The organism is Bradyrhizobium sp. AUGA SZCCT0222, assembly GCF_018130205.1.
In the GTDB taxonomy this organism is placed as follows: domain Bacteria; phylum Pseudomonadota; class Alphaproteobacteria; order Rhizobiales; family Xanthobacteraceae; genus Bradyrhizobium.
The window spans coordinates 1-25,411 of record NZ_JAFCLX010000066.1 but is presented as its reverse complement, the minus strand read 5'-3'; the positions used below and the strand labels follow the sequence as shown (position 1 = coordinate 25,411).

The window sequence follows — 25,411 nt, the reverse complement described above, 5'->3', positions numbered from 1 at the left end:
TGATTAGAGAACTGTGCGATGCGGCGCGCGAGATCCCGACGAGCCAGGAATATCCGAATTCAAAGATCAGTTTCTAAACTAACGTCATTTTCCGACTTGTGTTCTTTCAACCGGGGAGACCGGTTATGGTCGAAACTCGTATTGCGCCCCGCTATCGTGTTACGAAGCCCGCGAAGATAGAACACGGCGGCGATAAGATCGGCTGCGTAATTCGCGACATCTCGGCAACTGGGGCAGCGATCGAGATATCTGATCTGGTTCGAGTGCCCAGAGAATTCACATTAATAATTCCTGAAGACAGATTGAAGCTGCGGTGCCGCGTTGTTTGGCGCAAAGAATACCGGATTGGCGTTGCATTCGATTAGTGCAATCCGGCCGTGATAGCTGGAAGCCCGGGCTCCGCATTCCTGTGGCCCATATACGACAGGCGTGATGCACGATGTCTACGAATGCAGAAATTGCCTGAGCACGCAAAGCGTTGTCACCGCCGTCTTACGGAAAGGTTCGCACTTAGCGAACATCGCCGGTTTGCCAAATGACCGCTTCGCGCGGCCGATAGCGGTCGGCGCAGCGACGCGCCCGGCGCTGTCGGTTGGTCGCCATTCGATTTCAGCAGATTGACCCCCGCGGTGACAATATCCATATGGGGGGAGAAGAATCGGATGAAGCCTGCCGTTTCGGACTAGCAAGCATGCGGCCTTGTAGCTCGGGCGGCGTCATTTCAAGTGGTTTCGTTCGGGAGTTTTCATGACTGCACTGTCTATCCTCGATCTCGTCCGCGTCACTGAAGAGACCGATGCGCGCGGCGCGCTCTATAACGCCCGCGATGTCGCGGTTCATGCCCAGGCCTGGGGATATCGCCGCATCTGGGTGGCGGAGCATCACAACATGGCCGGCATCGCGAGCGCCGCGACGTCGGTCGTGATCGGTCATATCGCCGCGGGAACAAAGACCATCCGGGTCGGCGCGGGCGGCATCATGCTCCCGAACCATGCGCCCTACGTCATCGCCGAGCAGTTCGGCACGCTGGCGCGGCTGTTTCCCGGCCGCATCGACCTTGGGCTCGGCCGCGCCCCCGGCACCGACCAGCTCACGCTGCGCGCCTTGCGCCGCACGCCTGAAGCCGCCGAAAATTTTCCGCAGGACGTTCTGGAGGTGCAGGCCTTCCTGGCGCCGGCCGGTCCCAACCAGCGCATCCAGGCGGTGCCGGCGGCTGGAACGGAAGTGCCGCTATGGATTCTGGGATCGAGCAATTTTGGCGCGATGCTGGCGGGCGAACTCGGGCTTCCCTATGCCTTCGCCTCGCACTTTGCACCCGAGCTTCTCATGCCGGCGCTGCAGATCTACCGCAGCCGCTTCAAGCCGTCCGAGCAGCTCGATCGTCCCTACGCGATGGTCGGCGTCAACATCATCGCTGCCGGCAGCGATGCCGAAGCGCGCCGGCTGGCGACGACGCAGCAGATGTCCTTTACCAACATCTTCCGCGGCGCGCGCGGCCTCAGCCAGCCTCCGATCGACGACATCGAGAGCTATTGGGCGCCGGCGGAAAAGAGGCAGGCGATGGGCATGCTCGCGCGTTCCATCATCGGTTCGCCCGATACGGTTCGCGCCGGCATCGATGCGCTCGTTACGGAAACCGGCGCCGACGAACTCATGATCGTGTCCGATGTCTACGATCACGCCAAGCGACTGCGCTCCTTCGAACTGATCGCCGGCGCCGCGGGAATCGCGGCCCCCTGAACTAGATTTCGCAGCCGGCTGTATTCAAGGCCTTGCGCAAGCCACCAAACGCGCTTAGCCGACAGTGCAGGGGCTCGCTGACGGCGGCTTTTGAGCGCTCGGAATTGGCAGTTCGCCTGATATCGGTAGTTCGCCTGATATCGGTGGTCTTTGGCTTCGGCTTGGGAAGGGCAGCGGTAGTGACCTTCTTTGCTTTGGGATCGTGCCGAGGGCGGTTAATCCTCGGGGTCTCCGAAGGCCATACAATGGTGGGTTTGGCTTCTGAAGGCGGCGAGGGAGTAACGCGTTCGTTGACCAGAGCAGGCTGCGCTGGCGCCTCGGCTTTCGCATAGTTAACTTCAAGCTTATCAGCCTTCGCCAACGCACCCTGTGAATCGGAAATGCCGACGGTTGTTTCGGCGGGGGGCTGAACGACCGCTATTGCAGTACGCGGTGGAGTTCTGAGTTCCATCGCCGCAAGCGCTCCTATGCCCAATGGGATGAGGAGGCCCAACAACACCATTCTCAACATGATGCTTCTCCGGCCATGATAGTGCCGGTGCAATTCTCCGATCTAATGAGGCTACTTGGCGGCGGCCCGCGCAGGAACCTCACCCACGTGCAGGATGTTTTCCGACAGGGTTAACCGCCCGCCGATGTCGCCTTACCGAGAGTATCAGCCTATCAAGGGTCAGCCGATCAAATGAATTGTCGGCGCACCCTCCACACCGGCCTTTTGCATCGCAGCCTTCAAATCATCACTTGCCGTCCAGGCGCGCGCCTTGGCCAGGTCCGATACGTTGCCTACGATGACAAGGTCGTTGGCGTCTTCCGTGTTGCGGTAGACGCGGCAATCGGTGACTCCAGCCGCGGTCCGGCTCGATTCGTGGGCGTCATAGCCCGGTCGCCATGCTGCGTAGTCGCGGACTCTGTGATGGATAATCATCGAAGCCATCGGTCCCTCCCGCATGTTGTTTTCCAGCGAAGGGCTGCGCCAATCGCCGATCAAGACCGTAAGCTTTTTTGCACCTGACGTCTAATGGACGGCCTGCTGCACCGCAATTGCGGGCTGATATGGCGCTTCGATCAGCAATGACGCGCGCCGCGATTGGAGCAGACCCTCCGTCCGAAAGGGTATAGCCGTTATGACGTCTATCACCCGAAGCGCTGCAATCCGAATTGACGACTCGGCTTTTGACTGGCGCAGGGCGACATTCCTTCCTTGGGTCGGGAGAGTCCCGTCGAGTTGTGCAGTGCGATTGCGACGAGGGAGGCGACCATGAATTTTTGGCAGATGTCCGATGGAATCCGGCTGCACCATCAACAGCCCCCTCACCATGACGGGTACGATGGCCAAGGCGTTCGAGACGTGGCATGGCTGGATCCGTCAATGAATTCCGCGATCGGCACCCGTTACGATGGCGCTGGCGACGGCGGCTATGGCTCCTTAGTCGGCGCGACGATGCACCCGCCTGTCGCGAGTTTTAATTGGCTTGACGCCGGACACGGGGGTATTCAAAGCAAGGCCGACGCCCAGTCCAATGCGGTGCACGCCGATCAACACGCCGGCCAGACGGGCCGCAATGATGGAGGCGGCAGCGCGACGACTGGCGCAGAGGTATCAGCCCTCAATTCTGGTTCCGGCCCAGGCCATGGCTGGCTTGATTCCACCACGATCCAGACCGGGGCCAATCAGGCCGGCAACGGCGGAGATGGATATTTTTATGGAGGCACCATCCACGCCTCCTTCCTCATTTATCAGCCGATCAACATCGCGATCGCGATTGGATATGGCTCCAGCGCCCACGCTGAACAAACCAACAATGTGAGTATCGATCAATCAGCCGTTCAGATCGCCGGCGTCGGGGGAAACGGCGGCAATGGCAACGCCGCATCGGGGGGAAACGTCGGCAGTTCTTCTTCTGGCGCCGACCTGATCGCGACTGGCGGCAATGGCGCCGGCAATGGTGGCGACGGCTACTTCTTCGGGAGCCTGGTGAACGCTCCTGTCGTTATTTACCATCCGGTAAATATTGCCATCGCCGGCGCTGGAGGCACGGCCGAGGCTACTCAGTCCAATACGGTTGAGATCGATCAATCCGCCGTCCAGATCGCCGGTGTCGGTGGCAATGGTGGTAACGGAAATGCGGCAGGCGGCGGCAACGTGTCGATGCTCGGACACACTTCCGGATCGGGCTACGGCGGGACTGACTCGCTCATACATACTGGCGACAACCATGCGGGCAATGGCGGCGACGGTTACTTTTATGGAGGCCTCGTCCACGCATCCTTTGCGATCTATAACCCGGTCAACATTGCGGTGGCCGGGTATAATTCCAGCGCGCATGCCTTCCAGGCAAACAACGTGCAGCTGGATCAATTCTCCTTTCAGATGGCCGGCCTCGGAGGAAATGGGGGCAACGGCAATGCCGCAGCGGGCGGAAACGTCTTCTCCGGCTTCGGAGGTGGCTCCAACGCCATCGCAACCGGGGACAACACTGCCGGCAACGGTGGCAGCGGCCATTTCACGGGCAGCATGATCGATGTCAACATCGCGATTTATGCGCCGATCAACATTGCGATCGCTGGCCCCAATTCGACGGCCGAAGCGGACCAGATCAACAATGTGATGTTCGACCAGAGCGCGGTCCAGATCGCGGGAATCGGCGGGTACGGCGGCCACGGCAATCTTGCGCTGGGTGGTGATGTCGCCGCGCATCTTCTGTCTGAACTTCATTTGATAGGATAGGGCGAGAGTTCGCTGCCGCTCCGATGGTGAGGCCGAAGCCGCTCGCGGCCCGCTGATCGACCAGGCGCGCTCGCAGCTTCGCCATCCTGCGTCGCCATCGAGGGGCGCCAAGGCATGTAAAAGGCATGTAATCCTTTCGTGTGTAACGCCTACCGAACAGGATGGCACTCCATTTGCCATCTATCCGCCTCATGCAAGTGGGGATCAGACTTGTTGACACATCCGCTATCCTGATCCGGACGGATGGTGCGTGAAATCAACACAGGACGGAGGCTGATATGATGGCCAAGGCAAAGGGATTGATCAACGTTTCCGACTCTATCGAATTCAAATCGATCAACACCGGGGGCAACAACGCCGGAAATGGCGGCGACGGCAGCTTCTCGGGAAAAATCGTCAACCAACCGAGCATCAGCTTCGATCCATACAACAAGGCGAGCGGCGCCAGCGTGGACGTGAAAACCGGCGATCACGTCAATCAAAAGGCGGAATGGGATGCCGGGGGCGCAAACGGAAAGGCTTCGTGGTTTGCGAAGGCCGAGGGAGGAAAGGCCACGTCGAACGGAAGCCAGGACTCCGACAGCGGCCATAATACCTCCAAGGTATACGCCAACACGACGGCGCAGCAGTCAAACTCGCTGAAGGCGGACATGCATCAGGAAGTGGTGGCTGGTATCGGCGGCGACGGTGGAAATGGCAACTTCGCGCTGGGTGGAGACGTGAACTTCGTTTTCGATACCTTCTGATCGGCAGCTTGTCCGACTGGCAAGACCGGCGGCAGCGGCCGCCGGTCCACGACTCGCCGCCGATCAATCCGGCGCCATGCTGGACTGACGGTGGAACGAGAAGGTCGAATCCTCAGGGCTCTGGCGGTGACGACAATGCTGATGCCGCCCCTCCGATTACACCTCGCAGCACAGCCGCAGACAAGGCTGCAGGCGGCGCTCTGGGCCTGCGCCAGCACGCTTGGCATCGTGTTCGCATACAGTTGCAGCTACAATCTGCTGCTCTTCGCTCCGTCCATCTACCTGCTTCAGATCTATGATCGGGTCTTGTCGAGCCGGAGCGGCCACACGCTTCTGATGCTCACCCTGATCGTCGCGCTCACCGTTGTGGTTGGTGGCGTACTTGACGCGCTGCGCCGCGCCGTGTTGGGGCGGCTCGGGGCATGGCTCGAAGATCGCCTTCGTCCCTCCGTGCTCTCGGCCAGCCTCGAATGCGCCAACCGCGGCAACCCGGCGCAGGCATCGCAGGCGTATCGGGATCTCACTGTTCTGCGTCAGTTCGTCGAATCCAATGCATGCCCGATGCTGTTCGACGCGCTCTGGGTACCTCTGTTTCTAAGTGTGCTTTTTCTCGTACATCCTTTGCTGGGAGTGATAGGAGCCTGCAGCGTGCTCTTCCTGTTCGGTCTCGCTCTTGTCGGCGATGTCCTCACCGAGGATGCGCAGGCCAGGTCCGGAACTGCCTGGGCCAGAAGCCATAGCCGGTTCGCGACGGCTGTCGATAATGTTCAATTGATCCAGGCCATGGGGATGCGCGACCGCGCCGCGCGCCTGATCTGCCAGGCCGCGCAGGACGCGCGAAGCGAGCACGACGAGGCCCAGCGGCGATACGAGATCATCATGCTTGTCGCAAAGCCGGCACGCGCATTGGCGCAGGTCCTGATCATGGGAGCCGCCGCGTGGCTGGTACTCGACTACAACAGAAGCCCCGCCATTATCTTTGCCTCGACACTGCTGTTCAGCCGCGCGCTCGCACCCGTCGAGGGTGCCATTGCTGGCTGGAAAGCTTTCGCGACGGCCTTGAGCGCCTATCGGCGGCTCACGGACGTCCTTGTCATCATCCCCGCCATCCCGGAGAGCGCGGGCATTGCGTCGAACCGGGGCCGTCTCGTCGTCGACAATGTCGGCGTGGGATTGCCAGGCTCCGGCGGATTCCTGCTGAGAGAAGTCTCGTTCAGCCTCGCGCCTGGTGAATGCCTTGGCATTATCGGTCCGTCCGGCTCCGGCAAATCAATGCTCGGCCAGATCATTGCCGGAATCTCGACGCCAACTCAGGGGCGCGTCCTGCTCGACAACGTCGACGTATCGGTCTTGCGTGAGGGAGGGGGCGATCGTCACCTCGGATATCTGCCGCAGGACATCAACCTGTTTGGGGAGACAATAACGGATGTCATCGCAGGGCTGGATGATAGCGATCCGCAGAAGGTCATCGCAGCCGCGAAGCTCGCCGGAATCCATGACACCATCGCGGGGCTGCCACAGGGGTATGACACCGTCATTCCCGGCGGCGGCTGTGCTTTTTCGCGCGGGTATCGCCAGCGTCTCGGCCTTGCGCGGGCATTCTTCGATGACCCGCGCCTTGTCGTGCTCGACGAGCCGAACGCCAGCCTCGATTACGTGGGCGAGCGCGTGCTGTTCGATGCCATCGAGCAGCTGAAGAAAGCCAACATCACGGTGATCATCATCACCCATCGAATGGGTATTCTCGCGGCCACGAACAGAATTGCCATCATGCAGGGCGGCGCCGTCACGGCATGTGGCGAAAGCGAGGAAATTTTCGAAAGGTATTTGAGCCGACCGCAAGTCGCATCACAGGTCACGTTGCCCGAGAGTACGCCCGCAGCCGCCAACGTGTCACCGCAGCGAGTTGTCCCGTGACCGACGTTCCAGACAAGCCGCCGCACTCGTCTTCCCTCGTCCCGGAGCGGCGAACCAAGGTCGTGATTACCGCGATCGACGATATCGAGCCTCTGGAGTTCGCATGGTGGACGGCCCCGACGCCAGCCTCACCTCGCGCCGCACTCCGCGGCTTCACCTGGGCAGGCAATCTGCTGGTCGTCTGCTATGTGCTGGGCCTGGGAATCTGGTCGGGCTTTGCGCCGCTCGAGAGTGCCGCGATCGCTTCCGGCGTCGTGGAAACGGAATCGAGCCGGAAGACGATTCAGCACCTTGAGGGCGGCATCGTCAGGGAAATTCTGGTTGCCGACGGCGACGCAGTGCGCGCCGGTCAGGTGCTGATCTGGCTGGACGACACCAGGGCCCGCGCCGAGGTGCAGAGCCTTCAGGGCCAATTGTGGGACGCAACGGCACGTGAAGCAAGGCTCCAGGCCGAGATGCAAGGGCAAGAGCATGTGTCGTTTCCGGCCAGGATGGCGACTGCGGGGAAAGAGAATTCATCGGCCGCAGATGTCCTCACCGCGCAGCGAAACATCTTTGAAACGCGCCGGCAGGTCTTCCGGTCTCAGCTCGCCGTCGTCCGGGAGAAAAGCCTCCAGGTCGACAAGGAAATCCTGGGCCTCAAGGCGCAGGAGACGGCCGTCGCGCAGCGGGCCGCAATCGCCCGCGAGGAACTGGACATGGTGGCCACCCTCGTCAGCAAGGGGCTCGAACGGCGGCCGCGCCTTCTGAACCTCGAACGGGAAGTGGCTGAAATACAGGGGCGGCGGGGCGAGATCGCCGCGCATATTTCGCGCGCCGAGCAGGTCATTAGCGAATCGCAGGCGACGCTGCTCAAGCTCGAGAACGACCGGCAAAACGAAATCGCGCAGTCGCTGCGCGAGGCACAAAACCAGATGTTTCAGCTACGCGAGCGATTGCGGGCGGCCGAGGACCAGCTGTCGCGAACCGAGGTCAAGGCTCCCGAGGACGGCGTGGTAACCGACCTGCGGATTCATACCCCCGGCGGCGTGATCGGGGCCGGTGCCCCGCTTATGGATATGGTGCCCCGGCAGGATCGCCTCATCGTGACCGCGCGCATCAAGCCCGAGGACATCGATGTGGTTCATCCAGGACTGAATGCCGACGTGCACCTGCTGCCCTACAATCAGCGCCGCGCACCGCGTCTCAGTGGGACAGTGACGCACGTATCCGCCGACCGCCTCGTCGACAAGCGTACCGAGCAGCCCTACTACGCAACCAAAATTCGCGTGCAGGATGCGCGGATCGCCGAGCAAGACATCCGGATCATCCCCGGAATGCCGGCACAGGTGTTCATCACAACCGGGCGCAGCACCGTGGCACTCTACGCCCTGAGGCCTCTGCTCGACAGCTTCAACGGCGCGTTCAAGGAGGATTGAGCGATTAGAGCGTTTTCCAGCGAAGCGGACACCGGTTCGCGTCAAGAAAACGCGTCAGATCAAAGAATCCAGAGCCCCGTTCCGATTCCATCGGAACGGAAAAGGCTCTAGCTGCCTCAAGATGCGCCTGGGCTGGTATCGCGTTCATGGCCCGACAGCCGGCCGCTCCAGCGGAGCACCGCCTCAGTGCGGTTGCGAGCGGCACACTTCCGCATGATATGATGAATATGCATTTTAACGGTGTTTTCCGAAAGATTCAGTTTAGCCGCAATCAGCTTGTTCGGAAGACCGAGTTCCAGTTCCGCAAGCACGTGTTGCTCGCGAGGCGTGAAATCGATCAGGTGTTTTTCTGGCGCGTCTTTCGCAGCGTCAACGGCCAGGTATCCCGACGGCAACTCGGCAGCAGAGAGCAATTCCGGCGCTGCGGTCCCATTTTGCGCGATGATCGGAAGTGGTCTGTAGACGCCGCCGGCGAGAACAAGACGCAGGCCGGCAACCGCGACCTCGACCGGGATCGAGGTCGGGAAGAAGCCTCGTACTCCCCTGTGCATTGCGGCCAATGCCGTGGCCTCGTCATCACGGTTCGACAAGAGCGCGATGGAGGCATTGGGGCAGTAGTCCACGAGGAGAGCGAGATCGTCCTCGACAGATGAATCGGTGATGGACTTGTCCCCGGTACTCAGCGCCACCAGGCAAACATCTCGTCCCGACACGAAATCCAGACCGTCCGTGGTCGCCATTTCGACGATTTCGAACCCCGGCAATTCCCGCCGGAGAATGCTTAGAATGCAGGTACGCGTTAAGGTGAGAGGCTCGATGATCACCAGGGCCGGCATTTGCGGCGATCCATTGAGCCGTTCTGCGTGGTTGACGACTTGGTCCATAATAACCCCGAATTCAAAAAGCTGTTGGGCCACCCCACTGATTCCAAATTTCCACCGATCATAATTGCCTGGCGCCAGTCCATGAGAGGTGCCCGATTCAGCAATCGTTGCTCAAGGGTCTCAGGGATATCCATGACGCTGCAGTTGCAGGAGGAAATTCTTTCCACACAATTTCACTGCCGGGCACGATGCGATTTCATCGCACCGCGCTCATTCTGGCTTCTGATTGAGCAAGAACCGGTATCCGCAATCCCGGATCATGCCTTAGTTGCAGATGTTACGATACGCGATCGCCGCCGCTGAATCTGCCTTGCCAGCGACGACGTATGCATCATCCTCCTTCACGAGATATAGAAACGGCCTGTCTCCGGTATCTGAACCGGACGCATTCTTCCCTCTGACGTGACCGCAGATGGTGTCCACCGGACGCCCCCACATATTCAGTCTGATGGCCCGCTTCATGTCGCCGAACTCGGCGGACGCCGGATCGTCCATCTTTGCTGCGACTGAGATCTTTGCCTTGTTCAGGACGGGATCCGGGCTTTCGGCGGATCGATAGGTTGGCGAGGCGGGGGTCCTCGACGGCGCGTGCGCGGTTTTGACGACGTGAGCCCGTCCGCGGGACCCGGCCGATGATGGTTTCCTGGACTTGACCGCAGCGGACTTCGCTCCAGCTGTTGCAGGATTCGGCCTGAGCGTCGTTGACTTCTGCGCCATCGGTGGACCGGTCGGGGGTCCGTCGAGGCAGCCTTGTGGCGCGCACTCCCGGAGGCTTGCCTGCGACGGGCCGAGCCCATAGCCGATCAGGAGTCCAGCCAGTACGCCAATGAAAAGCAATCCCATGCAATTCCCCTCCTCGAGGGCGGAATTCCCATTGCACTCTTGCCGCAACTTCTTGATTTTACTGCTGAGGAGATATCTGTTGCGCAAAAGCGTTAAGCGCTCATTAAGCGTGCATCCCGTGCGAAATCACGCTCCCGCATGGTTAACGTTGACGCACCGCCGAGCGGTCGACTGACGGATCTGTCCGGTCAAATTCAAATCTGACCGGCTGCCCGGTTTTGCTTTGTTGGACCGTTGCGCGATCGGCCGTGTAGCCGCTCGCAGGTGGCGGTTGCTTCGTCAGCCATTCGGTGAATGCCCGCTGTCCCGCACTGCGCCAGGAGCAGTCATGGCCAATAGCTGAGCCCGGTTGCGCCATTTCCCGGCTCGATGCCCAGCGAAAAGTGCTAGGCTATCGCGTGGGGGCGCACCGGACATCAATCAAATGGATCGGTATCCAGGCGATCAATTCCCTTATGCGGCGTTCTTCTGGCCTGCGATGGTCGCTGCATCGGCCGCTGAAACCGCCTCGTCCGTCGCGGCGCAGCTTCTTGGATTCTCAGCCGACGCTGGTGGCGCCAGTCCTGCGCAGGAGCCGGAAGGAGCCACGCCAAGCACGATCGCGCTGGAACTGCATGCCGTCCGGCTTCGTGACTTTACTGTCGGCGGAAGCGGCGTTCCCACCCTGCTGTGCCCACCGCTCGCGCTGCATGGAGCCGCTATCGCCGACCTTGCAGCCGGCCACAGTCTCGTTGCGGCCCTCCATGGCGCTGGAATTGAACGGCTGTTCATGGCCGATTGGCGCTCTGCCAGCGCTGACATGCGATTTCTCGGAATCGACGAATATCTTGCCGATCTCAATGTCCTTGTCGATCATCTCGGCGGCCTGGTCGATCTCGTGGGGCTTTGCCAGGGCGGCTGGTTATCCCTGGTCTATGCGGGACGCTTCCCGGCCAAGGTACGCAAGCTTGTGATGGCCGGCGCGCCGGTTGATATTGCCGCGCAGCAATCCGGTTTGTCTGTTATCGCCGAGGCGACCCCGCGGCTCGTGTTTGAGAGCCTGGTCAAGTCAGGCGATGGTCTCGTTATCGGCCGCAACGTCGCGCCGTTCTGGGGGAACGAGACTGACCCGAAAGATATCAGAAACTCTCTGCAGACTGTGCATCCGATCGGCTCGCCGGAATTCACCCGACTCGAAGCCATCTTCAAGAACTGGAATTCCTGGACGATCGACGTTCCCGGAAAATACTATCTCGAAGTTGTCGAAAAACTGTACAAATGCAACGCGCTCGCCAGCGGAAACTTCGTCGCGCTGGGAAAAGAGATCGACCTCTCGCGGCTGCTGCTTCCGATGTATCTTCTGGCCGGGAGCGCCGACGAAGTGGTCGCCCCGGAACAATTGCTTGCAGTGGAGCGGCTCGTGGGAACGCCGGCGGAATCTCTGCGCCACGCGGTCGCCCCGTGCGGCCATCTAAGTCTGTTCATGGGGAGGCGCACGCTTGAAGAGTATTGGCCCGGGATTGTGCGCTGGATGAAGGAAGCTGAATGAGCCCGGGGGCATCCCGTGCAAATGCTTGAGTGCGCTCGGCTTGAAGCTGGTTGTGGGGTCATGGAAGTCCGATACCTCACCGCAATTGCAAACTGATCGGTTTTTGCTGCGATGCGTTCGTCTGCATCTGGCTCTTGGCGAACATGTTCAGTGTGCGGAATGTCCGCCTTGCGCCAAGGTTCGGACCGCCCTGGGAGGTCAGGTTTTTTCACCCATCCCAGGTCGCGGTCAGCCGCCACGCTGCCGCTGCGAAGCTGAGTTCAACCCCTATCGACGTCCCCGGTTGGGCAGTACGATGCGGATTGAATGAAGCGGCGGAAGACTGCTCGGTGGCGGCAACGAAACAAAGGGGGCGGCAATGGTGCGGCTGGAACATGCGGTGCTGGCGGCGACGATGATGGCGGCGATGGGCACGCCCGTCGCGGCGGAAGTGCTCGACACCACCTATCGCGGCACCATGGTATGCGACAAGCTGCCGTTTACCAGCGACAAGATGCGCGAGGCCATCGAGGTTACGATCAGCGGCGGCACCGCGCGCTACACGCATGTGGTGCGGCTGCGCAACGCCGCCGTCGAGGCCACCGCCGAGCAGGGCACCGGAAAAATAGACGGCCAGAAGATCGATCTTCAGGGCACCTGGAAGAGCGGCAGCCGGGCGTACGAGGCGAAGTACAGCGGCAGCTTCGTGCGGCGCAGCGCCGGGCTGAAGGGCACGCAGACCTGGACCGACGGCGGCAAGACCGTCACCCGTGCTTGCGCGGGCGCGATCAAGCGACCGCTCAAGCCATTCCTGCCGCGCGACAAGAAGCAGGCGGCCGCGAGGTGAGGAGCGGGTGCGGTCGCGGCAGCCAACTTCTCGATGGGCTTGTAGCGCCCCGCAGCACCCCCGTCATCTGTGGGCAAGGAAAGATCTCGCCTCCTTGGCCAGGGGAGGCGAGACCAGGCAATTCAGCTCTCGGCTTGCTGAAATCAGCTGCGGGGGATCGGGGGGCTGAAGCCGCCGTTGAACGAAAGCAGCTTCGCGATCTGCTGCGGCGTCAGCAGGTCGTGATTCCGGGGAATGTGCGGATGCGCAATGGTGCTGGTGCCAATCAGGGAAGTGACGCCACCTGAAGCGGTCGCAAGCTCGGTGTCGTTCAGAAGTCCGGTATGGCTGGTCATCGGTTCTGCTCCTTCGTGTCCGACCGGGGCGATCATCGCTCCGTTTCATCGGTGAACAGGACAATGCCCCCGTCTGCCGCGCCGCGCTGTTCCCTGGGGAACAAGCCTTGCGTTGGGCGCAGTCTGCTTTTCGCAGGAGCGGCATCAGCCAGTCATCGATTCTCCTGCGTGCGCGCACGCACAAACACGACTCACCTTCGCGGCACGGTGATGACTTCGCATGAGGAGAGGCACCGTGTTTTTACGGGGTGCGAGGCTTGGGCCGTTCAAGGTGCATTCATCATCGACTGCCTATTCAGCACCTGGGGCGGCAGACTGCTTGTGATGGGACCGTTATGTCGCTTGCCCCTGACGACTTCGATCCGCTGGCCGTTGTTATTGACTGGCTCGACGCATGTCGATCAGGCGACCTCGACGCGTTGCTCGATCTCTACGACGAGCGCGCCACTCTTGAATGCGATTGTGAGGGTGCGCGCCTGACCGGGCGAGAGCCGTTGTCGGCTTACTGGTCCGGCAAACTTCAAAATCTGCTCCCGACTGCCTTTACCCTCGACGATCTCACGGTGACGGAAGACGGCATTTGGGTCGATTATCGGAACAACAAAGCCAGTCTGGTGCGGGCGCATTTTCGTTTCAGCCCGTCAGGCAAGATTGAGCGCACCCACTGCGGGCCGGTGGACCGACGTCTGTCGGCATAACCGACGTTCGCGAACCGTCGATGATCGCTATCAGGTTCAAAGCGGACGGCGATTAAGCGACAGACTTTCCAGAGAGTATCCTGCCGGGAACAAGTGGCAACCCGGGACGTTAGTGCCGACGCAAATACGCTCGCAGACCCTCGATGGGCCACCAAGTCCCCTCTTGCCGTCCGTCGACTTCTCTGCGTGATCCCTGCCGAGCACCCGCTCGGCAGGGCTTTTTATAATGCTCGGCAGCGCTGCTCATCATCGCGACGACAAGCTTTTTCGGACACTGCATCAGCATGCTCGAACGAGGCGCAAACCTCAAGCACGCCTTCTCCGCTATTGAAGTAGAGGATTGGTATACAGCGAGAGTCATTGATCTCAACATGGGAAGCCACGTTCTGAATTGCGCCACGAGTCGTGCACAAGCACTGCGAGCGGGTAAGGATAGCGGAGGCACAGGAAACGCCGGTTACCTATTTTTCCCGGCCCGGAACCTATCTCGAGATCACGGTGTTGACGTGCATTCTTGGAGACACGGTCATGGCATCTAGCGCGCGCATTTTTTTCGCAGGGGTGGGAACTACTTTTGTCATCCTGGGAGTTGGCTTTGGCAGCGGACTCCTGATGGCTAACTCGGCGCTCAAGGAACGCTCCGGCTACCAGGCACGTACGACCGCGGAACTGCCGTCCGCCGTCAGGGTCATCCTGCCTACGACGGCAGAGGCGGCCCAGCCGCCGCAACCACCCCAACAGACATCGCAACAGGCTGCCGTGGTGGACCCGACCCCCGAGCCGGTGCAGGCGGCGCAGCCGGAAAAACGCATTGAGAAGCCGGACGCGAAGAAGGCTGAAGCCGACGCGCGTGAACGCCGCAAGCGCTACGCCGAACGCAAGTCAAGGCGGGAGGCTGCCCGCGCCAAGCAGCGACTGGAACCACGAGAGCACGAAGAAGCCCCGGTCATGGCTTTTGGTGGTGACGCCACTTCGCGCCTGGTGATGTTCGGCAACTAGATGCCGCGAACGCTTGAACGCGTGGGCGGCTCCTCAAGCTCGTCCGCCTATTTGTCCGTAAAAAACGTCAGTAAGACTTTGCCCTTTTCGCCGATCAGGCAGAGAAAGGTTCGGCGCGTGTCCTGCTTGCCTTTTTCGAGATAGGCGTCTCCGATAACAATTGTTTTGATGGGCGTGTCCTCGACCTTCGTGTTGGCCTTTGCAACCGTCATTCCGTCAACGTCGAGAGTCACGTCCTTGATGCCGGGATTGCGCTCTCTCAGTGCAATCAAACCCGTCGACCGGCACGCCTCCAGTTCGGGGTTCGCAACTTGAGCTGATACATTTTCGACGGAAATGCCGATAAACAATGTCGCGAGAGCGATTGCAATTTTTCCAACGCGCATTTTGGTCTCCAAGATGAAGTTTCAATACGAACAAGTGCCGGGAAGTCGCCGCTGCTGATGCGGGGTGGATGCCGCTTCGCAGAGCAATCAAGTTTACGCAGATTGCGTAAACTTATCTGCGGTAGAAAACGCGTCCAAGACAACAGCCTGGAGCTTCGGTTCTGATTCAATCAGAACCGATAAGACTCTAGGCCGCAGCGATCGTCTTTTCGATATCGTGCACCGCATGACCGGTAAGGTCCTTCGAGATCTCGCCGCGAAGAACCTCCGACAGCTTTTTATGATAGCTCTTGCGAAGCTCGCCGAGGGTGCGCGGGGCGGCGATGATGATGAGATCCGAAATTTCGCCATCCAAGACCCGTTTGTTGAGTAAACCCGCTATTCCGCCGGCGAAGCCGTCTTCCGCGGCCTGGCTTTCGTCAGGATTGGCGGAACTGCTCTGATGGCCCGCGCCGGACCCCTTGTTTACGTTTTCGATCTCCGATTCAGGCATCGCCGTCAGCGCTGGGCTGGCCTCATCGCCGATATTGCTAAAGAGGCTGAACTTTTCTCCGTCGGCGACGGCCACGATTGTTCCCTTGGGAAGCAACATGAAATCTCCAGAGTGTGAGGAATGCACTGAGATGCAGGCTGTACGTCAATCGATCAGGGCGCGCTTGGTTCCGGAACCGGAATGCGGCGCCCCAAGTAACCTGCTATGTCCGCGGGAGATTGAGAGCGCCGGAATCTCCCTCAGTTTCGACCTTGGGAGACAGGCATCAGCCCCGACGCCGAAGCGATCAGTGACACGCCCGCCAGGAGAACCAGTATCAACACCGCCTTGCGAAACGTGTCGTCGTTGATGGTGCCGTACAGTTTGAAGCCGATCCATATGCCGGCTACCATGAAAGGAAGCCCGATGCCGTACAATTTGACGGTTTCGACCGTGTACGACCCTGCGACGAGTTGCGCGATCGAGATGATCACAAATGCCGCAAACAGCACCGGTTGAAACACGGAGCGTTGCTTGTCCCTGGACCAGCCGCGCCACTGGCAGGAGATGGTGGAGATGATGCCGCCGAGACCGGTGAGACCTCCGAGCAATCCGTTGGAAATGCCGATTGCAACATCGGCCGGCGCCCCGATCTTCATTGGCTTTATGGGTGGGCGTGCAAGGCTGTATGTCGCGTAAAGGACGAGCAGCACTCCGACGCCGAAGCGCAGGTAAGTCGGATTGATGTGCGTCAACAGCATCACGCCGATCGGGATGCCGATTGCCGTACCGAGCGTCAGCGGCCAAATATCTTGCCAGCGCAACTCATGGCGCAGCTTCGCGATGCCGTAACCTTGCGTGAGTAGCCCGTAGCCGGCAATCAGCGCGGCGGTCTGGATCGGCGTGATGATGTGCAGCCATATGCCCGACACGACGATGCCCATCGCGAATCCGGAAAACCCGCTGACGAAGCCGCCAAGAAATGTTGCAAGAATAAAAGGAAGTACGAGGTTTCCATCCATGTTGCTCGCTCCATAGGAAAGCGAGCAGCGCTTGCATGGGGTCACCCACTTCACGGGGAGGCTGCGACGTCCCCAGGCGATACTCTATAGGCTTGGACTTCGGGTTGGCAATGATCTCGACATCAGATGGTCGTTCGCCGCGGCGAAGAAACAAGCACGGCAGACGCACAACACCTCGACTGCATTCGCATCCGTCCCCAGTTTCGCCCAGCCAGGAGAAGCCTCCTCACGCCGGAACCGGGATGAGAGGCGCAACCTCCCGGTCCTGCGGGTTGTCGCTCGCCGCCAGTCCCGCCGCGACGCCGACGCGATCGGCCTCCGGACGGTTCTGGCTCATCTTGCGCTTGCCCTCGAACCGCGCGACCGGAATGCACACGCCCACGATCCCCCGCAACTGCGCGGCGATGAAATCGGCGGGAGCGTCGGCGACGGCCCAGGGTTTTGCGCGCGATCCTTCCTGCTTGTTCGTCAGGCGCGTCACCGCATCGAGCAGCCGCTCGGGCTCCACAAAGAACTCGACCGGACCGTAAGCGTGCACGGCGACGTAATTCCAGGTCGGCACCACCTTTCCGGTTTCCTGCTTGGTCGCGTACCAGGACGGCGTCACGTAGGCCTCTGGGCCCGTGAAAATCGCCAGAGCTTCCCCGATTGGGGGCAGACGCCAGTGCGGGTTGGCCCTTGCCAGATGGCCGTAGAGCGTTCCGTGCTCGCCCTCGGTCTCGTCGAGGAAGAACGGCAAGGGCGTCGCCACCGGGCCTTCGGCGGTGGCCGTCACCAGAGTGGCCAGCCGGGCGCCGCGGATGGTCGCGCGGATGCTCTCGACATCGTCGTCCTTGAAGGCGGGGGGTACATACATCGCGTTTCTCCGTTTCCCGGCCCGGAGATAGTCCGAATCTGGCACATGCAAAACTGCCAGTTATCGACATTTTTGCTGGTCCAGCTAACGGCGTCTTCCGGCGGCGACTTCGTCGACGGCCTGGGCGAGCAGCGTGCAGCCGCGTTCGATCTGCCGCACTTCCAGCGCTGCAAAGCCCATGACGAGACCGACCACCTCCGGACGGAAGCGGCGCCCCTGCCGGCGCCGTTCGAACAGCGCCGAGACGGGGTAGACGCCGAGGCCTTTCGACCGGGCGGCCTCGATCAACGCTGCTTCGAATTCCAGCGCCAGATCGCGGAACCACACCACGACGTGCAAGCCGGCATCCGCGCCGTCGATCTGGATTCTGTCGCCAAACCTGCGGCGCAAGGCGTTGAGCAGGGCCTGCTGGCGTTCAGCGCTGCGCCGACGAACACGTCTGACGTGACTGTCGTACGCACCGCTCTCCAGCATCGTCGCAAGCGCCTCCTGCTCGATCTGGGGAGTGTGCCTGTCCATGATCTGCTTGGCTGCGCCAAACAACGAGCGCAAGTCGGCGGGCACCACCAGGTATCCGAGCCTCAACGTCGGCGATAGCGTCTTGGACACGGTGCCGAGATAGACGACGTTCCCGTTGCCTTCCAGCGAATGAAGCGGCGGGACCGGTTTCGTACCGTATCGATACTCGCTGTCGTAGTCGTCCTCGATCACGTAGGCGTCGGATCGTCGCGACCATGCGAGCAATTGGTGCCGACGTCCTATCGGCAAGACACCGCCCAGCGGGTATTGATGCGACGGCGTCACGTAGGCGAGCCGCGCTTCGACCGTCGCAAGTCGCTCCGTCTCCAGACCGTCGCGATCGACCGGAATTGGTATCGCGACGGCGCCTGTGGCCGAGAAGGCGTGTCGTGCCATCAGGTAGCCCGGGTCCTCCATGACGAATCGGTCGCCGGCGTTGAGCAGCAGCCGCGCGCAGATGTCGAGCCCTTGCTGCGACCCGTTCACGACGACGATCTGGTCAACGTCGCAGCGCACGCTCCTCGAACGCCATAGATAGCCCTGCAGCGCCGTTCGGAGCCGCAGCGATCCGCAGGGATCGTCGTAGGCCAGTCTCTCGGGTCGCCGGTTCAGCGCCGAGACCATGGCCTTCTTCCACGCGAGCGTCGGGAAGTCCGACGGCGAGAGGTCGCCGTACCTGAAGTTTGCGACGAGGCCGCGCGACGGCAACGTCCAACTGGGCGGGTCGTGTCGCAATCGCTCGCCGAATTTCGAAAGTCGCATGTTGCGCACCGAGGGCCTGGATGCGGTGCGGGCACGTGCTTTCTCGACGACGGCGCGGGCAACGCGCGGCCGGGCCCCGTGGCGAACTTCGATAAAACCTTCCGCGGCGAGCTGCTCGTAGGCGACCGTTACGGTCGTGCGTGAGACGCCCAGCTCACCGGAAAGGGCGCGGGACGATGGCAGCAGGCCATCGACGCCGTACACCTGGTCCATGATCTGATCCCTGAGCGTTTCGTAGATTTGGCGGGCTCCCATCCGCCCCGCGCGACGCGCCGGAACCGTCTTCATCTGGACCATTCGATATCCCCAAGAACCGTTGATCTCCTGTGCCAGTGTGCTGCGAAGCGGATCGAAAACCAACCGGCTTTTGTCGAAATAGGGAGGCTTGTCGACCGTTTCTCCACGAACCGCGTCGCCTTGCGCGCAAGCGCAATCTTGCGACCGGCATGCGACAAAACAACACGACGGGCAAATCAGTTCTGTTTTGCAGAATTCGTGTCAAGTTTTAAATTTCCGAAAATCAAAAATATTTCACTTTCCTTCGACCCAAATCATCGGCACATTCTCACTCATCCCGTCCCACTCAGAGGGGCGTCGGCCGTCGTCATGACGAGGGGCGGGGATGCGGTGGACGCTGATGTTGCGATTGACGGTCGCGGCAAAGGCGTACGGCGAAAGCGTGTGGTCCTGGCGCCCGTAACGGCGTCAAGTCCTGCGGGAGCTAACGCTTCCGAGGGACGACGGTGGCAATAGAGACCGTCTCACCGGGGAGAGCGCGCCATAAGCCGTAAAGCCATTGCGCAGGGAATGTCGGATGTTCTCCGCTGCCCTGTATGCTCGTGTGCAGCATTCTTATGCACAATCGCACGCGAGACCGCGGGTGCAGCGCGCATCCGGCATTCCCTGCGCCCTCTCATTTCCAGAGGGTAACTCGGTTGCACAACTCGGGCGCATCGCGCGGCGAGGGTGCGGAACCATGTCCTGCATTGTGAAACGGCAAACCGGCCTCATTGGTTAACATCGTGGCTGGACAGGATGTCGCATTTTGCGATGCAGCAAAGCTTGAAGGCCTGCCCCTGCTAACGGGCAATGGCGTTTTGCCCGGCTTCTCTGTATTGGTTCGGTGGCATACAAGCTTCGGAGCCGGGTGTTCGCGCTCCGCAAAAAATTACGTGGGAGGAAACATGAAGAAATTGATTTTGGCTGCGGCATCGATTGCAGCTTTGGCCCTGGCGAGCCCGGCCTCGGCGCAGTCGCCGATCGTCATCAAGCTCAGCCATGTCGTGGCGCCGAACACGCCGAAGGGGCTGGCGTCGGAGAAATTCAAGGAACTGGCCGAGAAGTACACGGGCGGCAAGGTCAAGGTCGAGGTCTACCCGAATTCGCAGCTCTACAAGGACAAGGAAGAGCTGGAGGCGCTGCAGCTCGGCGCGGTGCAGATGCTGGCGCCATCAAGCGCCAAGTTCGGGCCGATCGGCGTCAAGGAATTCGAGGTGTTCGATCTGCCGTACATCCTCCCCGACCTGAAGACGCTGCGCAAAGTCACCGACGGGCCGCTCGGCGCAAAGCTGCTGAAGCTGCTCGATGCCAAGGGAATGACCGGTCTCGCCTATTGGGACAACGGCTTCAAGCAGATGAGCGCCAACAAGAAGCTGATCACGCCGGCCGACTACAAGGGCCTGAAATTCCGCATCCAGTCGTCGAAAGTGATCGAGGCGCAGATGCGTGCGCTGGGCGTGATCCCGCAGGTGATGGCGTTCTCCGAAGTGTATCAGGCGCTGCAGACCGGCGTCGTCGACGGTCAGGAAAATTCCTGGTCGAACATCTACACCCAGAAAATGCACGAGGTGCAGAAGCATATCACCGTCACCAACCACGGTTACATCGGCTATATCGTGGTGGTGAACAAGAAGTTCTGGGACGGCCTGCCGGATGATGTTCGTGTCCAGCTGGACAAGGCCATGAAGGAAGCCACCGCTTACGGCAACGGCCAGTCGCAGAAGGAAAACGACGAAGCGCTCGCCGACATCAAGAAGAGCGGCAAGACGGAGATCGTCACGCTGACGCCGGAGCAGGACGCTGCGATGCGCAAGGCGATGGAGTCGATCTACAAGGATGTCGCCGGCCGCGTCGGCCAAGGGCTGATCGACGAGTTCCTGAAGGAGACCAGGGGCGCGACCAACTAAGACGACGATTTGGGATGCTGTGAGCTTTTTCAAGCTATTGGTAGGGGCAAGTAAATCGTTCTTCGTCATGCCCGGCCTTGTGCCGGGCATCCACGTCTTACTCGCTTAGCAGCTAGAAAGACGTGGATGGCCGGGACATAGGCGAGCGGAAGCGACGCCGTTCTTCGAACGGCTATGCCCGGCCATGACGAAGTTCGATAATTGGGGGATATAGATGTTTCTACGCATCCTCGACCGGCTCGAGGAACTGCTGATCACATTCCTGATCGCGGCGGCCACGGTGATTATCTTCATCGCGGTGATGCATCGCTATCTGGTCGGCATTCCTCTTTTCTATCCGTACCTGTTTCCCATCAACCTCGCATGGGCGCAGGAGCTCTGCATCATCATGTTCGTGTGGATGGCGAAGTTCGGTGCCGCCTATGGCGTGCGCACCGGCATCCATGTAGGCGTCGACGTACTGGTCAACAAGCTCGGTCCAAATAAGCGCAAAGTCACCGTCATGTTCAGTCTGCTGTGCGGTGCGCTGTTTACGTTCGTCGTTGGCTCCATGGGGGCGAAGTTCGTCTGGGGGCTCTACCACACCGACCAGGTGACGGCCGACATGGAGATTCCGAGCTGGATCACCTATCTCTGCGTTCCGCTCGGTTCCTACCTGATGTGCTTCCGCTTCCTGCAGGTGGCCAATAATTTCTGGCATACCGGGCATCTGCCGCATCACGACGAAACCCAGGTCGAGGGCGTGGAGATCGATGCGCCCGGTGTCGGCGCTGGGGGGATCGCCCGATGATCACGCTGATGATCTTCGGGCTGCTCGTCGCCCTGATGCTGACGGGCATGCCGATCTCGATCGCGCTCGGCCTGACCGTGCTGACGTTCCTGTTCTTCATGACCTCGGTGCCGATCGAGTCCGTGGCGCTGAAGCTTTTCACCGGCATCGAGAAGTTCGAGATCATGGCGATCCCGTTCTTCATCCTGGCCGGCAACTTTCTGACCCATGGCGGCGTCGCTAGACGCATGATCGCTTTTGCCAGAACGATGATCGGCCATTGGCCCGGAGGGCTCGGCATCGCCGCCACCATGGCAGCCGCGCTGTTCTCGGCGGTGTCGGGGTCTTCGCCCGCAACCGTCGTCGCCATCGGCTCGATCATGCTGCCGGCGATGCTGTCGGTCGGCTATCCCAAGCGCTTTGCCGCCGGGGTCATCGTCACCGGCGGCGCGCTCGGCAACCTCATTCCGCCGTCGATCATCATGGTGATCTATGCGGTGGCGACGAGCGGGGCGGTTTACTTTGGCCCGAATGGCGAGAAAGTCGCCTCTGCCTCGGTCGGGCAGTTGTTCATGGCCGGCATGGTGCCGGGCGTGATCCTGGCGATCATGCTGTCGGGGACCACGTGGTATCGCGCGTGGAAGAATAATATTCCGCGGGTCGAGAAGGCTTCGTGGGGCGAGGCGTTCACGGCGTTTGTAGACTCGTTCTGGGGCGTCTCCCTGATAGTCGTGGTTCTCGGCGGCATCTATCTCGGCTGGTTCACGCCGACCGAAGCCGCGGCGATGAGCGCGGTTTATGCCTTCCTGATCGAGATGTTCATCTACAAGGACCTGAGGTGGAAGGACGTGCCAAAAGTCCTGCTCATCTCCGCCAACATGAGCGCGATGATCCTCTACATCGTCACCAACGCGGTGCTGTTCTCGTTCCTGATGACGAGCGAGCAGATCCCGCAGGCGATGTCGAACTGGATCACGAACAGCGGCATCACCTGGATCACCTTCCTGCTGGTGGTGAACCTGCTGCTGCTCTTGGCCGGCAACGTGATGGAGCCGTCGTCGATCGTGCTGATCATGGCGCCGATCCTCTATCCGATCGCGGTCAAGCTCGGCATCCATCCGGTGCATTTCGGCATCATGATCGTGGTCAACATGGAAATCGGCATGTGCCATCCGCCGGTCGGCCTCAATCTCTATGTGGCCTCCGGCATCGCCAAGATGGGCATTACCGAATTGTCGATCGCGGTGCTGCCATGGCTGGTCACGCTGCTGGTTTTCCTCGGCCTCATCACCTACATCCCGGAATTGTCGCTGTGGCTGCCGCGTACCCTCGGGATGCTTTAACGATCTGGACAGACGAGGTTCATCGACATTACATCTTGGTAAGGGAAGGCACTCTTGCCTATCGTTAAGTTGATTGCCGGCAGCCGCGGGCCCATCTTCATGCGACCTTTCAACGGAGGTCAGAATGAGGAAGTTCACCATCGCCGCGGTCGCGGTGCTCGCCATCGCCGGTTCTACGGCGGTCTATGCCCAGCACCGTCATTGGGGCTACGGGCATACGCGGATGAACCCGGAAGACCGGGCGGCGTTTGCCGACGCGCGGATCGCCTCCGTGCATGCCGGGCTCAAGCTGACCGCCGACCAGGAAAAGCTGTGGCCGGCGGTGGAAACCGCCGTGCGGGAATTCGCCAAACTGCGGATCGATCGCGCCAATGCGCGGATGGATGCGAGGCGGGACGATTCGAGCCAGCAGAAGCCGGATGATCCGCTGACGCGCCTGCGCGAGCGCGCCGACAACATGGCGACTTCGGCGGCCGCCATGAAGAAAATCGCCGATGCGGCCGATCCGCTTTACAAGACGCTGGATGATGGCCAGAAGCGCCGCCTGGCCGTGCTGACCGGAATGGACCGGTTTCGTGGCCGTGGCGAAGGCTGGCGGGAGCGCCGAATGGAGCGTTTTGAGCGGGATCGCGACGATGGCGGCCGGGACCGCGGCTATAACCGCAACCGCTATGACCGGGATGACGGGCCGGACCGAGGGGGCCCGGAGCGGCTCTGAGCGCAGGTTTGCCGAGTTCGGCCCGGGTAGGGCGTTTTCCAGCGAAGTGGATACCGGTTCGCGTCAAGAAAGCGCGTCAAATCATGAATCTAGAGCCCCGTTCCGATTCAATCGGAACGGAAAAGGCTCTAGGGGCGGAAGCCGCTGAAATCCAGCGGCTTTTTGCCTTTCCGGGCCCACGCCAAAGGCCGGGAAAACTCCGTCAGCTTTGCTGGACATCGGGGAATCGCTTTGCTAAACGACGCCCTCTTGCGAAGGCTTTTCCGGACCAAGTCCGGGCGCATAGCTCAGTTGGTAGAGCAGATGACTCTTAATCATCGGGTCCCAGGTTCGAGCCCTGGTGCGCCCACCAAGCTTTTCAAGAATTTGGCCAGATAGCCGCCGCCCAGACCGCGAACCGCTTGTGCGGTCGCGGCTGAGCTATATCTGAATGCTCCGCAGGGCGGATCAGCAGTCAGAAAGTCAATGGACGGGGGCGAGCGTCCGCTTCAGCTTGTTGACGGCGCGAACGGCCAGACCGAGCAGGAACGGACTGGTCTGGCGGAAGACGGCGACCTTTTTCACATAGCCCTCGACATGCCATTTGGCGTGCGCACCGTTGTGGAAAACGATCACGTCACCGACGCCGTAACGTTTCGGTGGCATGCCCATGCTCTCAAGCACGATCGATCCTTCCTGGATCACGATGGTCTCGTCGACATCGTAGTACCAGTTGAATTTGCCCTCGGTGCAGGACCAGATCACGGTTGTGGCGGCGCCGTCCGCGCTGGTCGACAGCACATGCGACCGGGCTTCCGGATTGCCTTCAAGGATCCAGGATGGCTCGATCGGCGACGGCTTGAGATCCACGTTCAAATGGCCAGTTTCAATAAGCGCAAGCGGCATCGATCACCTCAGCGGATTGAAAAAGTATGCACGGCTCAACAGCGTCCCGGCTACGCGAGTTGCAGATTGCTAACTCTCCCGGAACGGATGGGACTAGATTATCCCACAAAGAATGAAGAGGCCAGTTTGGCCGCGCCCAACGGGTCGTTCAACGCGGGTTACCTCTAAAGAGCCACCTCAGGCCGTTTCGAAATTCGAGATGAAGCTAGAATGCGCTATCTTCTGGCGCCCGGCGAACAGGGTCGGTGATGCGACGAAGCTGGTGCGACAAGGAGACCGGCTATGGTTCGAAGTTTCAAGGTTCGTTCCGCTGAGCGCGATGCTCAGACCGATAGCGAACGGTTCGGTTCGATTTCGGCCGCGATTAGCGCCGCGGTTGCGTCAGTTCAGAAGGAGAGGGACGCGTTGCGTGGGCGAGTAGATGCGGCCCGCGATCTGGCTTCCTTTGTCGCGGGCACGGATTACGAAGAATATCTGACCCGGGATGCCAGGGACGCGTCCATGATCAAGGAATACGAGTCGCAGATGATAGCCGGCGAAAAGCGCGTGCAGGAGCTGGAGAGCCAGCTTGGCAGTCTGATCGCTGTTCAGGAAGTTTTCAGCCGCTCCTTTCCCGGCATGCCAGGGTAGGCCGAGGTGAGGCCGGCGATGTCTAGAGCGTTTTCGAGCGAAGTGGATACCGGTTCGCGTGAAGAAAACGCGTCAAAACAAGAGTCTAGAGCTTCGGTTCTGATTCAATCAGAACCGATAATGCTCTAGGTGGTGTGGACTCTAAGGATTCCCTTTTAGGCGCAAATCAGATTCAAGGCTTCTTTTTGGGAGGCAGTCTTG

General features: G+C 60.6%; 26 protein-coding genes and 1 tRNA gene. 16 read left to right on the top strand and 11 right to left on the bottom strand.

Going from position 1 to position 25,411, the window contains the following annotated elements:
• The first annotated feature begins 125 nt into the window (after positions 1-125).
• Positions 126-365, top strand: coding sequence for a PilZ domain-containing protein (locus JQ629_RS33765; RefSeq protein WP_212389881.1), 240 nt, complete (start codon positions 126-128; stop codon positions 363-365).
• A gap of 382 nt (positions 366-747) precedes the next feature.
• Positions 748-1,740 carry an LLM class flavin-dependent oxidoreductase gene (locus JQ629_RS33760; RefSeq protein ID WP_212416280.1) on the top strand — a complete coding sequence of 331 codons (993 nt, stop codon included), beginning with the start codon at positions 748-750 and terminating at the stop codon, positions 1,738-1,740.
• Between the two features lies 1 nt (position 1,741).
• Here JQ629_RS33760 and JQ629_RS33755 read toward each other — a convergent pair whose 3' ends face one another.
• On the bottom strand, positions 1,742-2,251 hold the full coding sequence (locus JQ629_RS33755; protein WP_212416279.1) for a hypothetical protein: 510 nt from the start codon (positions 2,249-2,251) through the stop codon (positions 1,742-1,744).
• A gap of 159 nt (positions 2,252-2,410) precedes the next feature.
• On the bottom strand, positions 2,411-2,728 hold the full coding sequence (locus JQ629_RS33750) for a cyclase (protein ID WP_212416278.1): 318 nt from the start codon (positions 2,726-2,728) through the stop codon (positions 2,411-2,413).
• Positions 2,729-2,998: 270 nt separating this feature from the next.
• Between JQ629_RS33750 and JQ629_RS38005 the strand changes: the two genes are divergently transcribed.
• From JQ629_RS38005 to JQ629_RS33730, 4 genes are all read left to right on the top strand, one after another.
• On the top strand, positions 2,999-4,468 hold the full coding sequence (locus JQ629_RS38005; protein ID WP_212416277.1) for a hypothetical protein: 1,470 nt from the start codon (positions 2,999-3,001) through the stop codon (positions 4,466-4,468).
• Between the two features lie 278 nt (positions 4,469-4,746).
• Positions 4,747-5,214, top strand: coding sequence for a hypothetical protein (locus JQ629_RS33740; RefSeq protein WP_212416276.1), 468 nt, complete (start codon positions 4,747-4,749; stop codon positions 5,212-5,214).
• A 135-nt stretch (positions 5,215-5,349) separates the two neighbouring features.
• The gene (locus JQ629_RS33735) at positions 5,350-7,131 is read left to right on the top strand and encodes a type I secretion system permease/ATPase (RefSeq protein WP_212416275.1); all 1,782 of its coding nucleotides are present in this window, start codon (positions 5,350-5,352) and stop codon (positions 7,129-7,131) included.
• A complete protein-coding gene (locus JQ629_RS33730; RefSeq protein WP_212416288.1) occupies positions 7,128-8,549 on the top strand; it encodes an HlyD family type I secretion periplasmic adaptor subunit in 1,422 nt (473 codons plus the stop codon). The genes JQ629_RS33735 and JQ629_RS33730 overlap by 4 nt, the downstream gene beginning before the upstream one ends.
• A 116-nt stretch (positions 8,550-8,665) precedes the next feature.
• Here JQ629_RS33730 and JQ629_RS33725 read toward each other — a convergent pair whose 3' ends face one another.
• Positions 8,666-9,466, bottom strand: coding sequence for a helix-turn-helix transcriptional regulator (locus tag JQ629_RS33725; RefSeq protein ID WP_349631360.1), 801 nt, complete (start codon positions 9,464-9,466; stop codon positions 8,666-8,668).
• 231 nt (positions 9,467-9,697) lie between these two features.
• On the bottom strand, positions 9,698-10,276 hold the full coding sequence (locus JQ629_RS37375; protein WP_249135452.1) for a hypothetical protein: 579 nt from the start codon (positions 10,274-10,276) through the stop codon (positions 9,698-9,700).
• A 478-nt stretch (positions 10,277-10,754) separates the two neighbouring features.
• On the opposite strand from JQ629_RS37375, the gene JQ629_RS33715 reads away from it, so the two are divergent.
• Positions 10,755-11,804 carry an alpha/beta fold hydrolase gene (locus JQ629_RS33715; protein WP_212416274.1) on the top strand — a complete coding sequence of 350 codons (1,050 nt, stop codon included), beginning with the start codon at positions 10,755-10,757 and terminating at the stop codon, positions 11,802-11,804.
• Positions 11,805-12,162: 358 nt separating this feature from the next.
• Positions 12,163-12,630 carry a hypothetical protein gene (locus JQ629_RS33710; protein WP_212416273.1) on the top strand — a complete coding sequence of 156 codons (468 nt, stop codon included), beginning with the start codon at positions 12,163-12,165 and terminating at the stop codon, positions 12,628-12,630.
• 143 nt (positions 12,631-12,773) lie between these two features.
• Here JQ629_RS33710 and JQ629_RS33705 read toward each other — a convergent pair whose 3' ends face one another.
• Positions 12,774-12,965 carry a hypothetical protein gene (locus JQ629_RS33705; protein WP_212416272.1) on the bottom strand — a complete coding sequence of 64 codons (192 nt, stop codon included), beginning with the start codon at positions 12,963-12,965 and terminating at the stop codon, positions 12,774-12,776.
• Between the two features lie 335 nt (positions 12,966-13,300).
• Here JQ629_RS33705 and JQ629_RS33700 point away from each other — a divergent pair, with 335 nt between their 5' ends.
• Together JQ629_RS33700 and JQ629_RS33695 are read left to right on the top strand one after the other, a co-directional pair.
• On the top strand, positions 13,301-13,663 hold the full coding sequence (locus JQ629_RS33700) for a nuclear transport factor 2 family protein (protein ID WP_212416271.1): 363 nt from the start codon (positions 13,301-13,303) through the stop codon (positions 13,661-13,663).
• Positions 13,664-14,191: 528 nt separating this feature from the next.
• Positions 14,192-14,662 carry a hypothetical protein gene (locus tag JQ629_RS33695; RefSeq protein ID WP_212416270.1) on the top strand — a complete coding sequence of 157 codons (471 nt, stop codon included), beginning with the start codon at positions 14,192-14,194 and terminating at the stop codon, positions 14,660-14,662.
• A 47-nt stretch (positions 14,663-14,709) separates the two neighbouring features.
• Here JQ629_RS33695 and JQ629_RS33690 read toward each other — a convergent pair whose 3' ends face one another.
• The 5 genes from JQ629_RS33690 to pdxR all read right to left on the bottom strand — a co-directional run bounded on the left by JQ629_RS33690 (position 14,710) and on the right by pdxR (position 18,976).
• The gene (locus JQ629_RS33690) at positions 14,710-15,048 is read right to left on the bottom strand and encodes a hypothetical protein (RefSeq protein ID WP_212416269.1); all 339 of its coding nucleotides are present in this window, start codon (positions 15,046-15,048) and stop codon (positions 14,710-14,712) included.
• 187 nt (positions 15,049-15,235) lie between these two features.
• Positions 15,236-15,640: a host attachment family protein gene (locus tag JQ629_RS33685; RefSeq protein ID WP_212416268.1), complete on the bottom strand. Its 405-nt coding sequence runs from the start codon at positions 15,638-15,640 to the stop codon at positions 15,236-15,238.
• 140 nt (positions 15,641-15,780) lie between these two features.
• Complete coding sequence (locus JQ629_RS33680) at positions 15,781-16,542, bottom strand: sulfite exporter TauE/SafE family protein (protein WP_212416267.1); 762 nt, start codon at positions 16,540-16,542, stop codon at positions 15,781-15,783.
• Positions 16,543-16,768: 226 nt separating this feature from the next.
• The gene (locus tag JQ629_RS33675; RefSeq protein ID WP_212416266.1) at positions 16,769-17,398 is read right to left on the bottom strand and encodes an FMN-binding negative transcriptional regulator; all 630 of its coding nucleotides are present in this window, start codon (positions 17,396-17,398) and stop codon (positions 16,769-16,771) included.
• Positions 17,399-17,482: 84 nt separating this feature from the next.
• Positions 17,483-18,976 (bottom strand): MocR-like pyridoxine biosynthesis transcription factor PdxR, encoded by a 1,494-nt coding sequence (gene pdxR, locus JQ629_RS33670; RefSeq protein WP_212416265.1) that lies wholly within the window; start codon positions 18,974-18,976, stop codon positions 17,483-17,485.
• A gap of 887 nt (positions 18,977-19,863) precedes the next feature.
• Here pdxR and JQ629_RS33665 point away from each other — a divergent pair.
• From JQ629_RS33665 to JQ629_RS33645, 5 genes are all read left to right on the top strand, one after another.
• Entirely contained in the window at positions 19,864-20,865 is a 1,002-nt protein-coding gene (locus JQ629_RS33665; RefSeq protein WP_212416264.1) for a TRAP transporter substrate-binding protein, read from the top strand.
• A 214-nt stretch (positions 20,866-21,079) separates the two neighbouring features.
• Positions 21,080-21,655: a TRAP transporter small permease gene (locus JQ629_RS33660; protein WP_212263818.1), complete on the top strand. Its 576-nt coding sequence runs from the start codon at positions 21,080-21,082 to the stop codon at positions 21,653-21,655.
• Entirely contained in the window at positions 21,652-22,977 is a 1,326-nt protein-coding gene (locus tag JQ629_RS33655) for a TRAP transporter large permease (RefSeq protein WP_212263819.1), read from the top strand. The genes JQ629_RS33660 and JQ629_RS33655 overlap by 4 nt, the downstream gene beginning before the upstream one ends.
• A gap of 124 nt (positions 22,978-23,101) precedes the next feature.
• Positions 23,102-23,695, top strand: a complete 594-nt coding sequence (locus JQ629_RS33650) for a Spy/CpxP family protein refolding chaperone (protein WP_212416263.1) — start codon at positions 23,102-23,104, stop codon at positions 23,693-23,695.
• Positions 23,696-23,971: 276 nt separating this feature from the next.
• Positions 23,972-24,047 (top strand) — tRNA-Lys (locus JQ629_RS33645).
• 110 nt (positions 24,048-24,157) lie between these two features.
• On the opposite strand, the gene JQ629_RS33640 is transcribed toward JQ629_RS33645, so the two are convergent.
• Positions 24,158-24,580 (bottom strand): cupin domain-containing protein, encoded by a 423-nt coding sequence (locus tag JQ629_RS33640; protein WP_212416262.1) that lies wholly within the window; start codon positions 24,578-24,580, stop codon positions 24,158-24,160.
• 282 nt (positions 24,581-24,862) lie between these two features.
• Here JQ629_RS33640 and JQ629_RS33635 point away from each other — a divergent pair, with 282 nt between their 5' ends.
• Positions 24,863-25,210, top strand: coding sequence for a hypothetical protein (locus JQ629_RS33635; RefSeq protein WP_212416261.1), 348 nt, complete (start codon positions 24,863-24,865; stop codon positions 25,208-25,210).
• The last annotated feature ends 201 nt before the right edge of the window (positions 25,211-25,411 follow it).